Annotated in this window: 12 protein-coding genes and 1 pseudogene; 10 read left to right on the top strand and 3 right to left on the bottom strand. The window is 47.5% G+C overall.

Annotated elements, in window-relative coordinates; genetic code table 11:
* Positions 1 to 17 precede the first annotated feature (17 nt).
* From AC4MRN_RS12155 to AC4MRN_RS12135, 5 genes are all read left to right on the top strand, one after another.
* The gene (locus AC4MRN_RS12155) at positions 18 to 344 is read left to right on the top strand and encodes a hypothetical protein (RefSeq protein WP_491203419.1); all 327 of its coding nucleotides are present in this window, start codon (positions 18 to 20) and stop codon (positions 342 to 344) included.
* A gap of 124 nt (positions 345 to 468) precedes the next feature.
* Positions 469 to 1,599 (top strand): hypothetical protein, encoded by a 1,131-nt coding sequence (locus tag AC4MRN_RS12150; protein WP_491203418.1) that lies wholly within the window; start codon positions 469 to 471, stop codon positions 1,597 to 1,599.
* A 59-nt stretch (positions 1,600 to 1,658) separates the two neighbouring features.
* Positions 1,659 to 3,194: a sensor domain-containing diguanylate cyclase gene (locus tag AC4MRN_RS12145; RefSeq protein ID WP_073320890.1), complete on the top strand. Its 1,536-nt coding sequence runs from the start codon at positions 1,659 to 1,661 to the stop codon at positions 3,192 to 3,194.
* A gap of 119 nt (positions 3,195 to 3,313) precedes the next feature.
* On the top strand, positions 3,314 to 4,978 hold the full coding sequence (locus tag AC4MRN_RS12140; RefSeq protein ID WP_491203417.1) for a carbon starvation CstA family protein: 1,665 nt from the start codon (positions 3,314 to 3,316) through the stop codon (positions 4,976 to 4,978).
* 363 nt (positions 4,979 to 5,341) lie between these two features.
* Positions 5,342 to 6,424: a CNNM domain-containing protein gene (locus AC4MRN_RS12135; protein WP_073320886.1), complete on the top strand. Its 1,083-nt coding sequence runs from the start codon at positions 5,342 to 5,344 to the stop codon at positions 6,422 to 6,424.
* Positions 6,425 to 6,430: 6 nt separating this feature from the next.
* Here the strand turns inward: AC4MRN_RS12135 and pdsS are convergent, their stop codons facing one another.
* Both pdsS and pdsR read right to left on the bottom strand, forming a co-directional pair.
* A complete protein-coding gene (pdsS, locus tag AC4MRN_RS12130) occupies positions 6,431 to 8,593 on the bottom strand; it encodes a proteobacterial dedicated sortase system histidine kinase (protein WP_155015929.1) in 2,163 nt (720 codons plus the stop codon).
* An 18-nt stretch (positions 8,594 to 8,611) separates the two neighbouring features.
* Positions 8,612 to 9,301 (bottom strand): proteobacterial dedicated sortase system response regulator, encoded by a 690-nt coding sequence (pdsR, locus tag AC4MRN_RS12125; protein ID WP_073320881.1) that lies wholly within the window; start codon positions 9,299 to 9,301, stop codon positions 8,612 to 8,614.
* 406 nt (positions 9,302 to 9,707) lie between these two features.
* Between pdsR and pdsO the strand changes: the two genes are divergently transcribed.
* Positions 9,708 to 10,430, top strand: coding sequence for a sortase-associated OmpA-like protein PdsO (gene pdsO, locus AC4MRN_RS12120; RefSeq protein WP_073320879.1), 723 nt, complete (start codon positions 9,708 to 9,710; stop codon positions 10,428 to 10,430).
* 63 nt (positions 10,431 to 10,493) lie between these two features.
* Here pdsO and AC4MRN_RS12115 read toward each other — a convergent pair whose 3' ends face one another.
* Positions 10,494 to 11,411: a GGDEF domain-containing response regulator gene (locus AC4MRN_RS12115; protein WP_370242311.1), complete on the bottom strand. Its 918-nt coding sequence runs from the start codon at positions 11,409 to 11,411 to the stop codon at positions 10,494 to 10,496.
* Positions 11,412 to 11,736: 325 nt separating this feature from the next.
* Here AC4MRN_RS12115 and AC4MRN_RS12110 point away from each other — a divergent pair, with 325 nt between their 5' ends.
* The 4 genes and pseudogenes from AC4MRN_RS12110 to AC4MRN_RS12095 form a co-directional block, all read left to right on the top strand.
* Entirely contained in the window at positions 11,737 to 15,156 is a 3,420-nt protein-coding gene (locus AC4MRN_RS12110; protein WP_491203416.1) for an ATP-binding protein, read from the top strand.
* A gap of 188 nt (positions 15,157 to 15,344) precedes the next feature.
* The gene (locus AC4MRN_RS12105; protein ID WP_073320873.1) at positions 15,345 to 16,268 is read left to right on the top strand and encodes an ABC transporter ATP-binding protein; all 924 of its coding nucleotides are present in this window, start codon (positions 15,345 to 15,347) and stop codon (positions 16,266 to 16,268) included.
* A complete protein-coding gene (locus tag AC4MRN_RS12100; RefSeq protein WP_491203415.1) occupies positions 16,268 to 17,041 on the top strand; it encodes an ABC transporter permease in 774 nt (257 codons plus the stop codon). Before AC4MRN_RS12105 ends, AC4MRN_RS12100 begins: the two co-directional genes overlap by 1 nt.
* 26 nt (positions 17,042 to 17,067) lie before the next feature.
* Positions 17,068 to 17,337 (top strand): annotated as a pseudogene (locus AC4MRN_RS12095) (SAM-dependent methyltransferase); the annotation flags it as partial.

Genomic DNA, 17,337 nt, shown 5'->3' with positions numbered 1-17,337 from the left:
TGCCAAAGCAAAGCGATATCAATGCATTATCCAGGAAGCAGGTAATCGATATTTTTATGGGCCGTTTTGATTTTCTCGAAAATGGCCAGAAAATAAAGCCCGTAGATTACGATAACGGTTATCCATTCAGAGAGCAGTTTTATCGCTCTCTAGTCAACAAATCCGAACGTCAGATTGCGGCATACTGGTCGCGCTTATTATTCTCTGGTCGGGCGAAGCCACCAACACAAGTCGCCAGTGTAGAAGTGAGCATTGATGAACTCAGTAATGACACGTCTATGATCACATACGTACCGGTCAATTTGGTTTCAGAGGAGATGAAAATTGTTCTTGTTCTGGAATAACCGTAAAAGCGTCTTTGTCATCACCTGCTTGTTATTTTCTATCTGTTCAGCAGGGAATGTAAATGCACAAGTGAGCGTGAACGGTTTTGCGACTGTAGGTTACACAAGCAGTAACGCTGACGACTTGGTTTTTCGTTCTGCAATTAATCGCTGGCCAGAAGAAGGCAGTAACTTTAAAACTGAATCAGCTCTGGGCCTTCAGCTTAACTATCAGGTGTCTGACAAAGTCGACATTGTTGTACAGAGTTTGCTCGAAAATAAAAACTATGACCAGGTCATGGATTATTTTGAAATGGCGTTTGTACGATATCAGTTTGACCGCAACTGGTCGGCTAGAGCGGGCCGAATAAACTACAACGCTTATCTGTTATCAGAGTATATCCATGTTGGATACAGTTATTTGTGGGCCGCGCCACCCATGGAGTATTACACGCCTTCTTCCAATTTGTCGTATATCGATGGCGCCGAAGTGCAATACCGTAAATCCTATTCGTCAGGCGTTTTACAAGCTGCGTTGGCAGTAGGAACCAGTAAGGCCGACGTACTAAACAACAGGTCTAATTATTTTCTGGAATACGATTATGTTTTTAATGCGTCTGTGATGTTTGAAACGGACGAGTGGGCTATTAAGGGCACATTAAGTCAGTTCCATGGTAAGCGCTCTTTTTTTGGTAGCCTGAATACGTTCCAGGCCAATCTGCGGGAGATTCCTTCAACCTGGTGGCCTGAAGCCCAAGCAATGTCTGACGATCTTGACTTTGAAGGTAAGCATGTAAATTACGCTGCTTTGGGGTATAGCTATAACAATGGTGAGTATATTGTCATGGCAGAAATGGCCATGCTGGATGTCGAGTGGAGCGTTTTAGGGAATCTCGCTTACGGATACGCCAGCCTTGGCTATATTTGGGGTGATTTTACACCTTACGTTACCGTTGCAACGATCAATACAACGGAAAAGCGCAATGTAATCGCTGAACCAGATTATGCAGAGGTTACTGACCCTACAGCCATTCCTGGCCTCGCGCGAATGTACTTTGGTTATCAGTACCTGCTGGATATATCTCGTATAGAGCAGTCTTCTGCTGCTGTAGGGGTGCGGTGGGATTTTGCCGCAAATTGGGCGTTGAAGGCGCAGTTTACCGCATTTGAATTACAAGGCCCTGGTTACGGAATGTGGGGCAGCGATCAGCAAGTCAGTATTGAAGATACGCGTGATGTTAATGTGTTTAACCTCAATCTCAATGTTATATTCTAACGGCGTTATAAATAGCGATGAGAAAGCTTACAGATAGGTTACATGTCAGGCTTGCATTCGTGGTTGGGATAGTTGGCATTTTGGTGTCAATTGCCGGCAGTTTTATTGTATTTCAGCTCGCTCAGGCTGAACAGCAGCGTTTCAGCGCGCATTTACTCAATCAAATAGCGCAAGGTTCAGTAAAGCCCGCAGCGATTTCTGTCTATGTGAATGATATTGAACTTGCTCAGGAAATCCTCGCCAGTTTGCAAATAAATGATTTGATACTCGCGGCGGAAATTCGCAACGAAAACGGTGTCGTTGCAGAGACATCACTAAAAGACCTATCTGGTTCACCTATCGCATTTGCTCTTCCACACCCTTTCCTGGATTCCGACGTGGTAGGTGAGTTATTGGTATATCCCGACAATGTGTTTATACAAAGCCTGGCAATCAGTGATGCACGTAACAGCGTGTGGGAAATGATGCTGGTTTCTATGGCACTCACGCTAACGATGTATGTGGCAATATATCAATTACTCTCACGCCCGCTAATCAAATTATCAACGGCGTTTGAGCGAGTCGACCCGAGTAACCCTGAGTTATTGGAGAAAATTGATATCCAATACACCAGAAAGGATGAAGTAGGCTTTTTAATAAGCGGTATCAACCGACTCATCCATGCTGTACGAATTAACTTCGTTGCTGAACGTCGCCTGCGAATGCGGACTGAAAAGCTGGAACAGCGCTTTAGACTGGTGTTTGACAAAGCGTCGGTAGGGATTGGCCTGATCTCGACTCACAAAGGTATTCTGCTTGAGAACCCCGTTTTTCACGATATTGTTGGGCAGATTTGCTCACTCCACGATTTCGTCAATATGTTTGACAATCCTGAGGTGGTGTCAGAAGCAATTCATGAGTTAAGAACCACGCAGCAGTCCAGCCCAATAACGATAGACCTGTCGTACCAGAACAGCGAGCAGCAAACCCGATGGGTAAATTGTCTGTTCGCGCTTGTAATCGACCAGCGAAGCACTGAACGCAATGACGATATGCTCATTGAAGTTATTCTGAACGACGTGACTGAGCGAAAGGAAAAAGAGGCGAAATCCAAGTACCTGGCACAGCACGATGCACTGACCGGGTTGCTTAACCGACACGGCGGTGAAATTAAACTGCAGGCATTGCTGCAGTCGATCACTAACAAAACCATGACAGCGGTCATGCTCATCGACCTCGACAACTTCAAGCCCATCAACGACAGCTATGGCCACGATGCAGGTGATGTGGTGCTTCAGGAGACGGCTCAGCGCATTAAACGGCTCTTTAATGACGATGATGACGTTTGTTGCCGATGGGGCGGTGACGAATTCGTCGTTGGCTTCCGGCGCGATGTATTATTACCGTCGGCGTTGGAAACCTTGTGTAATACACTGTTGCACGGTATTGAAATGCCAATCACCCTGACTAACACACAACACTGTGCAATCTCTGCCAGTATTGGTGTTGCAGTGGCGTATTCACCTACACAAAGCCTGGAGGCTTTGCTAAATGAAGCTGATGAGGCCATGTATCAGGTCAAACGTGAAGGCCGTTCCAACTACATGATTGTCTGACCAGTTTTGCTGGTCTCATTGCGTTGTCGCTTCATCTTAAGCGTAGGCAAGTGTTCGCGATCCCTTATCCAAAAGTCTATATAATCTGTCATAACTCTAATGTTTAACTATGGTGGTTTATGGCATCTGTAGCGATTGTATTATTAGGTATCGCTGGCATGTTGGCCGGCTGGTTTTTATATTCCAAATTTATTGCAGAGAAAATTTTTAAGCTCAGCGAGAGCTTTGTTACGCCTGCTCATGAAGTGAATGATGGCATTGATTATGTGCCGACCAATAAAGTGGTGTTGTGGGGACACCATTTTACCTCAGTAGCGGGTGCTGCGCCCATCGTTGGCCCTGCTATTGCGGTCTATTGGGGCTGGGTACCTGCGGTACTGTGGGTGGTTTTCGGCACTATCTTTTTTGCAGGTATTCACGATATGGGCGCTTTATGGGCCAGTGCACGACACAAAGGCAAATCCATGGGCGCTTTGTCTGAAAGCGTGATTGGTAAACGCACTCGGGCGCTGTTCATGATTGTTGTGTTCCTGGTGTTGCTCATGGTAAACGCCGTGTTTGGTGTGGTTATTGCGAATAGCTTTGTGTCTCAGCCTAACGCCGTATTCCCGGCCTGGATGGCGATAGTTGTGGCGCTGGTTATCGGCCAGTTAATAAAGCGTCAGTTCAGTCTTATTCCACTGTGTATTATTGGCATTATCGTGCTATACGCGTCTGTGTACGCTGGCAGTTATTTACCAATAAGTTTGCCAGAGACCATCATGGGCTTATCTGACAAAGCATCGTGGATCATCATTTTGTTTGTTTACGCCATGATTGCGTCGTTGTTACCGGTTTGGATGTTGTTACAGCCTCGCGACTTTATTAACGGTATGCAACTTATTGTTGGGTTGTTTTTATTGTACGGCGCGGTCTTTTTCTCATTGCCCGACATCACTGCGCCAGCGTTTAATAAAGCTACCGCAGTAGACACGCCGAGCATTATTCCTTTGCTGTTCGTAACGATAGCCTGTGGCGCAGTATCCGGCTTTCACGGTATTGTTTCTTCCGGTACCAGCTCCAAGCAGCTTGATAAAGAAACCGACGCTCGCTTTGTTGGTTATTTGGGAGCCGTTGGTGAAGGCTCACTGGCACTTATCACTATCGTCGCGGTCAGCGGCGTAGCGCTTGCCGCATCGCCGCAGGAGTGGCACGAAGTGTATAGCCACCTTGGCGCTGGCAGCGTGAGCGCTTTCATTACCGGTGGTGCGAATCTTATTGAACAGGGTTGGGGATTGTCAGTGTCGTTCTCGTCCACCATCCTTGCAGTTATGGTTGTGCTTTTTGCCGGTACGACTATGGATTCTGGTGTCCGTCTGCAGCGCTACATTATTCAGGAGTGGGGAGAGATCTATCAAATCCCGGCGTTAAAAAACGGCCTGGTGGCAACGTTGGTTGCTGTTGGTACCTGCCTGTTACTGGCATTTGGTGCCGGCGGCTCTTCCGGTAGCGGCGGAATGATCATCTGGCCTTTATTTGGTTCCACTAATCAGATACTTGCAAGTATGACGTTGCTGGTTATTTCGGTCATGTTAATCAAGCTGAAACGTCCGGCTATTTACACCCTGGTGCCTATGATGTTTGTCATTGTGATGGCGTTTTTAGCAGGCGTTATCAAATTAAAAGAATACTACCTGGCAGGCAACTATTTGCTGGTTGGGTTGGATGCCATAGTGCTTGTGGTGAGTGTGCTGGTTATGCTCGAATCCTGGTCGGTGATCCGGCGATTTAAAGCAGTACAATAATCGCAAGTTAGTTTGTATCGCGAGTTGTTTTGTATCAAATATAAAAACGCCAGGCATGTGCCTGGCGTTTTTACTTATCCTTGTCACAAGGGCGTTAGAGATAAGCCCTGAAAATACCAGCCGTGATAATTGCTAAAGACACTGAATACAACACCAAAGTAATTTGGTCACATAATCGAGTTTTTGACATCATTCGTACCTCTTATCAGCGAATGTAATATAATTGTAACGAACTGTTCTGTGTTTGTTAATTATTCTTTGGTCTTAGATTGTGGGTTGTATCTTCAGGTACAACCCGCATAATAAATCGCTGAGGCTGTATTGCCAGCCAATGGACTTTGACAAGGAACCGGACCGAACACTATGTTGCTGCTGTTAATTTATATTTTTATCGCGCTGGGCTTTTCGTTTTTGTGCTCAGTCGCGGAGGCGGTGATATTGAGTGTATCGTCGGCATACATATCGCTCATGGAAAAAGAGGGCAAACCTAGCGGGAAGATCATTCGTGAACTCACCGATGACATCAATCGCCCGTTGTCGGCTATTTTAACCCTGAATACCATTGCTCATACTATGGGGGCGGCAGGTGCTGGTGCCCAGGCAGCGGTTGTGTTTGGCGACGCTTATCTCGGCATCATTTCGGCAATTCTGACTCTGCTGATCCTGGTGTTTTCAGAAATCATTCCGAAAACCCTTGGGGCTACCTATTGGCGTGGGCTAGCGCCAATTACCGCTTATTTTCTAAAATACCTGGTGATTGTACTACTTCCTTTTGTAAAGATGTCTCAATGGCTGACCAAAGGCTTCAAGGAAGAGTCTCCACTACGCGGGCTCAGCCGGGCTGAGCTGCATGCCATGGCCGATCTGAGCGGTCAGGAAGGGCAGTTAGACGAACACGAAGCGGTCTTCTTAAAAAGCTTGCTCAGTCTGAACGAATTAACCGTAAAAGACGCCATTACTCACCGTACCCAGGTGTTTTCAGTATCGGAAGATATGACGGTAGAAGCGTTTTTTCACAAACACAGCAATATTGAGTTTTCCCGAATCCCGGTTTATGAATCTCAGGACAGCGAACAAATCACCGGTTTTGTGTTACGTTCCGATTTACTGCTCGCTCAGGCCCGTGGCAACGGTGACTCACCCTTAAAGAAGTACAGCAAGAGTATGGTTACTGTGCTGGGCTCGATGCCGCTGTCTTCAACCTTCGACCACTTCCTTAAAAATCACATCCACATGTTATTAGTGGTCGATGAGTACGGTGGTCTAGAAGGCGTGCTTACATTGGAGGACTTATTGGAGCGATTACTTGGGGTCGATATTGTGGATGAAACAGACACCAAGGTGAGTATGCGCAGGCTGGCTTACATGATGTACCGACGCAAACAGCAAATGCTGCTGAAAAATGTACCCGACAGCAGCATGACTCAAGGCTCCGGTAAACAATAATAGGCGCTATTGCGTAGCCGGAAAGGTGGTGACCACACAAACCCCGGTATTATCCGGTAAATTGTTAAGCACAATACTGCCGTGGTGGAATCCTACAATAATGTTGGCAATGTACAGGCCCAGTCCCAGGTGGGGGGGGCCATCGGATTGATTCCCCTCTGCCCGCACCGATACCATAGACTGTGTTAGCTGTGATTGCATGCCCTGCGGTAGCAACGGCCCGGTATTGGTAATGCTCAACTTGATCTGACGTTGCTCCTGCCAGATATGTAAGGCAATGGTGCTGTCCTGAGTGCTGAATTCAACGGCATTGGCGATGATCTTATCCAGCATTTGCGCAATCAGATCCGGGGAACCCACCAAGGGCGCCTGTTTGGCCGATAGCTTTAATGTGAACTGACGCTGTGGATAAGCATATTGGTACCCCTCGACGCAGCCTTTAACCACTCGGGTTAAATCAAACTGTTCGGTGTCTTCCTGACTAATGGCCTGTTCAAGGCGGGTGGCCTCGCTCATACTGTTCAGAATACTGCTTAAACGACTGATCCCCGACTGTGCCCTGCTTAAAAATACTTGTTGCTGATCCGGGTCCTGTACCTGATTGAGCGTATCCAGTGATGAACGTACAACAGCGATGGGGGTACGTAGCTCGTGAGACAGCCTCGACGCCATATTTTCAAGGTATGAGTTGTATTGCTGCAAGCGGCTCAGTACGGCACTAAACGAGCGGGACAAATCGCCAATTTCATCGGCATTACGTGAGGGAGGTAATGTACCAATTATTTTTCCGTTTGAATCTATTACCGCTTCAGTATTGTCGCGGAGGTCGCGAATGCGACTGGAAATCCGGTGGGCGAACAATAATAACCCGGTTGTGCCCAGCAGCATGACGGCCAGGATAACGTGAAACAATTGCTCAAGTGCACGGTTGCGCAAGGTACGAATCCCGTGTGTGGTTTGTTCTACCACCACGGCACCCATGACGGCGTCGCCAATATAAATAGGATAGGCTGCCGACAGAATGACCGCTTTGTTGTCGGGCGTAAGCCGCCATAACGAATCGGGATTACCCGCCAGTGCGCGGTTAATGTCTTTACCGGCTAAGGCATATGCATCTGCCAGCTCGTCGACAAAGTCACCTGGCGGGCGAGTCAGAATCTGATAATAAAGCGGTAACAACCAGTTTTGTTCAATGTATTCCCATCCGCTATTTCCAGCCGGCCGTTGTTGTCCGGCGTTGAACCCTTGTGAGGAATGAATAGAGCCTGAGCGAGCCAACACCCGTTTGTGTTTGTCGATAACCCACACTCTTGAATCTGCATATCTAAGACCAGACAAAATGCGTTCGATTTCCGGTGACGGAGTTACGACCGTGCCCAGATCATCGCTTTGATTGGGATTCGCCGTGCCCATGGCGTATTGCTTGGTACGGTCTATTTCATCATCAACATCTACCAGTGCGAAGGCTAATGAGCCGGATGTCATGGTAATCGGAAAGCGTAACTCGATGCTATAACCATCCGGCGTTAGCAGCCAGCGGCCCTGTATTTGTAAAGCGTTGTCTGTCGCGCGGAAATATCGCGGGTCGCTGTCCAGTCGGTAAGCATTCACCCAGCCGGGTTTGTAGGGGGAAATAATATAACGCTGTAAGCTATCCTGGGCATCGAGCATGCCAATCAGCAGGTGATCAGAACGATCGACGCTCAAACTGTTCGGTGCACGAAACACCACCTTATCGTCATTGACCGCAAACATGGCGTAAAAATACTGATCAAAACGCCCAACCATATGTTGAAATGACATTGAAACGTCGGCACTGTCTTCAAACCAAGTCACGACATTATTGCTGCCGTACGACTGAATTAGCGGGGATACGGCTTGCCATTCCTGTAGTCGGCCGTCCAGCTGGATCGGCACATCAATCGGCGGGGCATATAAATCTGTGCCGGGCCGTACATTTTGCAAATAGGCCGACTGGCTGTCGAATAGGGCGGGGCGTTCGTGCAGCGCGGTGGCCACCGCCCGCGCCGTACCTATCATGGTTTGTTCCTGACCAATTCGAAGGTACTGTTCAAGTTCCCAAACGTATTTATACCCAAGCCAGGGAATTGCGAACAGGAACAGCGACAAAACAAGCAGCTGTAACCGAATTGAAAAACGTAACTTCAAAGCCTTTTCCCTAATCGACTATTGTTGCCAGCGGTAACCCATACCGTACACGGTATCAATGTGATCAAAGTCCGCATCCAGCTGAATAAACTTCTTACGCATGCGCTTGATATGTGAGGTGATGGTGGAATCATCAACCACCATACGGGATTCATCCATTAACTGTTGACGGCTCTTGACGTGCCCAGGGCGTTTGATTATTGCGTGCAGCATCCAGAATTCGGTCACGGTAAGTGCAACAGGCATTGTTTTCCAGCTCACTGTCATGCGGCTGACATCCACTAACAAATGACCAAGCTTGATAAGATCGCTGTCCTGTTTGGGGGTAGCAAGTAAATCAGTGCGGCGAAACAGTGCTGCAATGCGCGCTAGCAAGTGGGCCATGCTGATATCTTTAGTCAGGTAATCATCTGCACCCATGCGCAAACCACTGATGGTATCTACATCGTTGTCTCTGGCAGTAAAGAAAATAATCGGCAGGGTTTGCGATAACTGACGCAACTGCTGACAAAGCATAAAGCCGCCTTCCATTTCGTCTTTAAGGCCGATATCTATAATCGCTAAATCTGGTAAAGACTGCGTAAAAGCCGCACTGGCTGAAGGACGGTCTGCAAACGCATTAACCGTGTAGCCCTGGCCGGTTAAAGCGGCGGTATAATTGTCGCGGATGGCAATGTCGTCTTCTACAAGGGCAATGTTTCTTGGCATAGCAGTCTCTTTAAACAGTATTTACTAAGGTTTGTTCTGCGATAAAAGCGTTGATTCAGAACAAAATGAATAGACCAACAATTAGCGTGTGATAAGCACTATACATTAAGAGTGTTACTGACATGGCAAGTTCGGCATAAATTCCACGAACTTGCCATTTTTCTGCCACCTTTCGTTTTTGATATCCGTGATATCGGTAGCTTGCCTTAGTAGTAAACACGGGACTTACTCAAAACAGCCAGTCAGTCATCTGGCTCATCTTTTATGTCATTTTGCCCGGTTTGGTCAGGGTTAGCACATTTTTGCCACGACATTTCCTCAACAGCAGAAGCATTCAGCCATGAGAGCTTGTTGTAATAACACCATCGAATCAACACACCTCACTACTGTTTTAAAGGATATGACTATGCGTAAATCAACAATGTCAGCTTTAGTTTTAGCGACCACACTTACTGCCACTAGCGCTTATGCAAAAGAAAAAGAAACTGAATACGAACATGCGCCCGGCGTTGGTCTTGGCACAGGCGTCGTCATTGGCGCTATCGTTGCCGGGCCGGTTGGCGCAGCGGTTGCCGGTTTTATGGGCGCCATGCTGGGCAACGACATTCGCCAGGACAAAGCACTTGAGGCTAAGACTCAGCGCCTGTCAGCTCAGGCTCAATTGCTGTCTGAGCGGGATCGGGCTCTGATTGCAATGCGAAACCAGCTGCAGACGATGCAGCAAGCTTCAGTGACACAAGTCGCTATGCAGGAAGAAAGCACCACACCTTCTATTTCCTTGCAAAGCAGTGTGCAGTTCCAGACCGGAGCCTACGACATCGCCCCGGACTATCAAAAGCAACTGGACCTGATTGCCAAAACGCTGAAGGGCTATCCGACATTAACTGCGAGGCTAACCGGTCATGCAGACAAGCGGGGCAAAGACGAATACAACCAGGCATTGTCCATGCAACGGGCAATAAGTGTTAAGCAATATCTGATCAATAAGGGGGTAGACAGCCAACAAATACTCACAGTCGCACTGGGTGAATCTCAAAGTGCTTACGACGGCGGTGAACAAACGTTTTTTGACCGTAAAGTGGTTATTGAACTAGGCAATGAGGATGCTACGTTAACTGCCCAACGCTAGGTTTGTTTTGCGAGCGATAGTGTAACGTCGTTACGGAATGGTTTGAGCAGCCATTCCGTTTCGTTACTTACACACTACCTGGTTTTTGCCATTAAGCTTGGCCTCGTACAAGTTTATATCGGCAAGATCCAATATATCTTCGAGACTGTCCTGATCAAAGGCTTTGGTACTGATAGCCCCTGCGCTTAGCGTAACGCGGCTGTGTACAGTTTGCACATGCGGTATGTTGGTGTCGTAAACCGCTTTTACGATGTTTTGCGCTATTTTGCGAGTCGCCGTCATATCCGCGTCCGGCAGTATTGCCAAAAACTCTTCACCACCGTAACGAATCATGGCATCGCGTGAGCGGCGCCCGTGTTGTTGCAGTATTTTTGCGACTCTTTCCAGGCACTGATCGCCGTATAAGTGTCCATAGTGATCGTTGTACTGTTTGAAATAATCGATATCAAACAAGATCACGCCAAGTGGTTGTTGGTCACGCATGAGTTGTCGCGATAGCCTGGGGTACTCTTGCTTTAAATAATTGCGATTCAATAAACCGGTGAGAGAGTCGTGAAATGTCAGCGTTGTTAACGCGTCCATTCGCAGTTTACTTAGTAATTGATTGCGAACTCTGTGGATAAGCGTTTGTGCGATGACCGGCTTGGATACAAAGTCATTGCCGCCTGACTCCCAGCATTGCAGTTGCGATTCTTTGCTGACATTGCCCGTTATGAAAATAAGTGGAATATCATCCAGATCGTCATCGTGCTTGATGGCTTTACATAAATTCAGGCCGTTCATCTCCGGCATGTTGACATCAACCACTAACAAATCGGGTTTTTGTTGTTTACAGTAATTCAATGCGTCCGGAGCATTAGACACGGTTACGCACTGGCATAGATCGCTTAAAATCGTAGATATAACGGTGCGGCTGACATTGTCGTCGTCGACAATCAGCACGGTGCAGGATTCTATTGTTCTGGTGTCAAGCGCTAACATAAATGTGCTGTTGGCATGGGTTGCTCAATTATTCGTTAGTTCTGTTGTCATCCTGACAGATAATACCGCCGGTTTAAATTGTAATATTTATATTTTTAGCTAAAGTTGATGAAAAGTCTGTTCGATAACATAGTATCAGACAATATAATAAAAGTTGCGAATTAGCGTATAGGGCAATTCCTCGCTGTGCAATGCATTACTGCTCTACAGAGCAGGTTTTGAAACCGGGCGTTTTGACACTGCTGAAAATAACCTCGCAAACAATGACAATCATAATAAAGTCAGTGCTAAAGTGCTGACACACAGCAACGCGTAGGGGTGAATAGTGGTTAGCCGACTTCCCTTGCAACTGGTGGCTTTGTTCGTGCTGGTTGCAGTGGTATCGTCTTATTTGGCAAATAAATACATGGTTGATACTGTCAACGATGCTATCGCCGAAGACCTGACGGTAAACGCCAATGAGGTTTCTGCCATGCTGTCAGATCACCTCAATGAGTTTAAGAATGACGTAGAGTTTCTTCATAGTAGCCTCGGCGCTACTCGCATTCACACGCGTTTATCTCAACCCACTAAAGCTAATCTGGGTCTGCAATCCGTTGTGCCAGACTTTGAGACAGAAGAGCTGTTTAAAGCGTTTCTGGCGACGTCGCCAGCTTTTTTCCAGGTGCGCATCATTTTACCCAGTGGCGACGAGTATATTCGAATTGAGCGCCGGGGCGGCCGTGTCCTGCTAGCCAATGACGCAAACCTTCAGAACAAGGCGAATAAACGCTACGTTGAGCAAGGGCTATTACTGGCAAAGCACGAAACATTTGTGTCATCTGTGAGTCTGAATGAAGAGTACGGGAAAGTTGAGGTGCCTTACCGTCCGACTATTCGGATAGCAAAAGGGATCTACAGTGAACAAAACCAACTGGTTGGATTGTTGGTTGCCAATGCTGATCTGACATCACTACTTGCCAAGGTAGACGATCTCATTTCTTCCGATCTACACATAATTGTTGCCGATGAACACGGCACGATCATTAAACACCCTGAATCGGATTATCTGTTCGCTAGTCAATTGGGATCTGATACGTTGTTTTTCAGTCTGTACCAAAGAGAGCCCGCGCTTGATGCGAAAGGGATTGAGCATTTTTCTAATGTACGTGACTCGGGCGATCAGTTTGTCGGGCAGTCGCGGCGCTTTCAGATTGATGCCAGTCATTACATATTGTCGGTGGTGGGAAAGTCTGATGAAGAAATCAATGCGCTTTATAATCAGTCGCGTCTAAAAGTCTACAGTGCGCTGGGCTTTGTTCTCATTAGTTTTGCCGGTGTGTTTCTGCTTCTGTTTCGCAATATGAAGCATCACGAAGCGTTGGCTGAATCCAGAGCCGTGTCGCAAACGGTTGTTGAAAATAGCAACGATGCCATTTTGCTATTTGACAGGCAACACCGATTACTGGATATCAACCCCGCCGCTGAGGGATTGTTCAATGAGTCGCCAGAAGAGTTGTTAAATGCACCGTTGGATACGTCGTTTAATCAGTATGCCAGCACAACGTTATGTGAGTTACACAACGCCGCTAAGGCCCGTCGGTATAGTACTGAGGCCGAAATCGAATGGCGCGACGATTTGTCGATACGTTACTTTCGCTGCTTGCTGATTCCATTGGCCTATAAAGAAAAAGCCGGACAGTTTGCACTGTTGCTAAATGACGTTACCGCTATTAAAAAATATGCCGCAGAGCTTTCGGTGGCAAATCGTCATTTGGAAGACGCGGTAGCTGAGCGAACACAAGAGCTGGAAAAGGCACTTTCCGAGGTGAAGCAGGCTAATATCATTAAAACCCGGTTTATATCGTCAATCAGCCATGAAATGCGTACACCGCTGAATGGTATTCTGGGGGCAATGTCTATTCTTAAACGGGATCACGGTAACAAAGGCATCAACGACATTGTTGGTATGGCCGAAGTCAGCACCAATAGCCTGGCTATGTTGGTAAACGACATTCTGGATTTGTCGAAAATAGAGGCGGGCAAGCTGGATATTAATTTAGCGATGTTCAGCCCGGAAAAGCTCATTGAGGGCGTGTGTCAATCTCAGGCGGTTACGGCGTTTGCAAAGGATATCGACTTTTTCATTGATACCTCGGGTCTGAACGTTACGCAGTTGAAGAGCGACCCGTTCCGCATCACACAAGTTATCAATAATCTGGTCAGCAACGCCATTAAATTCACTCAGCAGGGGGCTGTGCAGGTTATTGCAAAAACAGAAGCTGATGACACTGCCAGCAATGTTAGGCTGGTGGTGACCGTTAAAGACTCCGGCATTGGGATCCAGGAAGAAGCTCAACAATCCCTGTTTACGATTTTCACTCAGGCCGATAGATCAATTGCAGCCAACTACGGCGGTTCCGGGTTGGGTCTGGCCATTTGTAAACAGTTATGCGAGTTACTGGGAGGAGAGATATCCCTCAAGTCTGCACTTCAACAGGGAACTGAAGTCACTTTTAGTATTCCTGCAACGGAATTTACATTAGTGCCTGCAACCAGAAAAGCGCGCTTGAATGGTTTTGAGATCGGATTGCTCTTTGTCGATGAAACAGAGCAACGGCCACTGATTAACTGTCTTCAGAATCTGGGGGCAGACGTGCGCCTCATTGATGCCAACACTATATTGTCAAATGACGATGCGCAATTATGTGTTCTGGTAAACCTCGATGCTGCCAATGCAGAGCAGTTAACTCAGGAATTCATTAACCGGCAGCAACCTGGCATCGACTACCGTTTGTTTGGACTGAGTCGAACCGGTTATACATTTGCCGCTACGGGTGAATCTCTTACCCCTATCCGCAAACCGGTCATGGTATCGTCTTTGTTGTCGGCTCTGGCAAATCAGCGAAGCGTTGATTTACCTGTTGTTGCCAACAAACGCAGAGATTCCGACAGGAAGCGCAGCCGAGCGTCTGATGCGTCACACTTTGATAATCAGACCATTCTTATTGTAGACGACAACAACATAAACCAGGATGTGGTGATGCATTTGTTGTCGGGCTTTGATTTGAACCTGCTGTTTGCCGAGGATGGCAAAGCGGCGCTCGATATCCTTCAGGCCCGTTACGAAAAAAATGAAGATGTCGATATTATTCTGATGGACTGCAACATGCCGGTCATGGATGGGTTCACCTGCACGCAAGCCGTTCGCAATGGGAAGGGCGGATTAAAATCCATGGGGGTTCCTATTATTGCCATGACGGCAAACGCAATGAAAGGGGAGCGGGATAAGTGCATTGAAGCGGGTATGGATGACTACATCACCAAGCCGGTTGAGTCCGATATTCTTATAGATAAGCTGTCGCTGTGGCTTAATCGGGATAGCGCAAAAGCGCCAGTACCTAAAACCCCTGAGGTCGAGGAAGGTACATCAGAGTCAGTCATATGGGACAAGAGTGACGCGCTACAGCGGTTGGCTGGTAACGAAGCACTCTTAAAACGCATAGTTAAAATGGTACTTGAGTCGCTTGATGATCGCTTGGCAGATATCGCCAACGCAATCGATAATGAAGACGCTGAAGCCCTGCGCCAGCATAGCCATAAACTCAAAGGCTCAGTAGGTGAGATTGGCGCTAAATCACTTCATATATTGTTGCAGTCTCTGGAACATCCTGGTGCAGAGCAGGACAATCGAGCTGTGTTTAGTCAGGTTGTCAAAGACAGCGAAATACTGCGTCAAACGTTAACTCAGTACATCGCAGCATAAGCAAGGCTCAGCACGTAAAGGGTTGAAAATACATTCCTCACCCCCATACTAGAGCCAGAACAAAAAGCTGGGGTAACCGACTATTGGGTCACCTGCGGTCAGGTTCACAATATACGACTATCCGGTGTAGTGAACACACCGGTTCTGCAAATGCCGCACGGCACATCGACTATTCCATGGAACAAAGCATGCAAGCGTTAACAATATCCGGGTTAACCAAGACCTATCGTGGCGGCGTTCAGGCGCTAAAAGGCGTTGATTTGAACGTAGCGGAGGGCGACTTTTTTGCGCTTCTCGGACCAAACGGGGCAGGTAAATCCACCTCAATCGGCATTATTAGTTCGCTGGTTAACCCCAGCAGTGGCGACGTAAAAGTGTTTGGCTACGATCTGCACACGCAAAAAGAGTTAGCGAAATCCTGCATTGGATTGGTCCCGCAGGAGTTTAACTTCAATCAGTTTGAGACCGTACTGCAAATCGTTGTGAATCAGGCCGGTTATTACGGTGTGCCGCGTCAGGTTGCAAACGAACGAGCGGAAAAGTACTTAACGCAACTGGATTTGTGGGAAAAACGCAATGCCAGGGCCAGAGAATTGTCTGGTGGTATGAAGCGCCGGCTTATGATTGCACGTGCGCTGATGCACGAACCCAAAATGCTGATCCTGGATGAACCGACTGCCGGGGTAGACATCGAAATCCGTCGTTCAATGTGGCGATTCCTGGAAGAGATTAACAACCAGGGGATCACCATTATTCTAACCACGCATTACCTTGAAGAAGCGGAAATGCTATGCCGCAATATCGCTATCATCGACAAGGGACAAATTGTTGAAAATACCTCGATGAAAGCGCTGTTGTCGAAGCTCAACATGGAAACCTTTGTACTCGATGTGCAAGGGGAAACCCAACAGCTCAAATTAGAAGGGTTCGAAAACAGATTGCTGGATCCCACGACGCTGGAAGTCGATGTCGCTAAGTCCGATGGATTAAATCCGGTCTTTTCGCAGTTAACCGAACAAGGGATTCAAGTAATGAGTATGCGTAACAAAGCGAACCGGTTGGAAGAATTGTTTGTTAGTCTGGTTGAGGCTGGCCGTAAGGAGCAAGCGTAATGTCTGCAGGAAATAATTGGGTCGCACTGACCACTATTTGGATCAAGGAATGCACGCGCTTTTTGCGCATCTGGGTTCAGACTCTGGTGCCGCCGGCCATTACCATGAGCCTTTATTTCGTCATATTCGGAAACCTGATCGGACAGCGAATTGGCGACATGGGGGGCTTCAGCTATATGGAGTTTATTGTACCCGGTTTGATTATGATGTCGGTGATCACCAACTCATACGCCAACGTTTCTTCGTCGTTTTTTAGCGCTAAGTTTCAGCGGAATCTGGAAGAAATGCTGGTAGCGCCGGTGCTAACCTGGGTCATCATCCTGGGGTATATTGGCGGCGGCGTAGCGCGAGCAATGCTTATTGGTTTGATTGTATCTGTGGTGTCCATGCTGTTTGTCGATGTTAGTATTCACAGCCTGCCCGTTATCGTGATTACGTTATTATTAACGGCCACCTTGTTCGCGACCGCCGGATTAGTCAATGGTATTTTCGCTAAGACCTTCGACGATATCAGTTTGATCCCCACCTTTGTGTTAACACCGCTAACCTATCTTGGTGGCGTGTTCTATTCGTTGAGCCTGTTACCTGAATTCTGGCAATGGGTAAGTAAAGCGAACCCCATAGTGTATATGGTGAATGGTTTCCGTTACGGCTTTTTGGGTGTCTCCGATGTCAATATTGGCGCGGCAATGGGCGTATTGGTTGTGTTTAACATTGCGTTATTTACAGTAGCTTATACGCTATTAAAGCGCGGAACCGGAATTCGAACCTAACTACTATGCAAGGTAACTCTCGTACAGTGGAGACCACACAAGCAGGTATCCACGAAAAACTCGACAAGCTGGTGGCCCGGTATCGGGCCCACACCCATCAACGGCCGGTATCCGAGCATACTCGATTGGCATTTGATGACTTTACGGCCTGGTTGGGCGACTGGCAGGGGGCGTTAATTGTTGATTCGTGTTGTGGAGTGGGAAAAAGCACCGCAACACTGGCTCAGCGCTACCCGCACGCCCGAGTAATTGGATTAGATAAGTCTGCATTGCGGGTCGATAAGCACGCACACTAT

The organism is Marisediminitalea sp., from assembly GCF_984433645.1.
The sequence above is the reverse complement of the archived record's forward strand: the minus strand, read 5'-3'. Positions and strand labels throughout refer to the sequence as shown.

Excerpts from the sequence above, each read along its gene's own strand:
- AC4MRN_RS12140 (WP_491203417.1), top strand. The coding sequence starts at position 3,314 with ATGGCATCTGTAGCGATTGTATTATTAGGTATCGCTGGCATGTTGGCC.
- AC4MRN_RS12100 (WP_491203415.1), top strand. The coding sequence starts at position 16,268 with ATGTCTGCAGGAAATAATTGGGTCGCACTGACCACTATTTGGATCAAG.
- AC4MRN_RS12115 (WP_370242311.1), bottom strand. The coding sequence starts at position 11,411 with ATGTTAGCGCTTGACACCAGAACAATAGAATCCTGCACCGTGCTGATT.
- pdsR (WP_073320881.1), bottom strand. The coding sequence starts at position 9,301 with ATGCCAAGAAACATTGCCCTTGTAGAAGACGACATTGCCATCCGCGAC.
- pdsO (WP_073320879.1), top strand. The coding sequence starts at position 9,708 with ATGCGTAAATCAACAATGTCAGCTTTAGTTTTAGCGACCACACTTACT.
- AC4MRN_RS12105 (WP_073320873.1), top strand. The coding sequence starts at position 15,345 with ATGCAAGCGTTAACAATATCCGGGTTAACCAAGACCTATCGTGGCGGC.
- AC4MRN_RS12135 (WP_073320886.1), top strand. The coding sequence starts at position 5,342 with ATGTTGCTGCTGTTAATTTATATTTTTATCGCGCTGGGCTTTTCGTTT.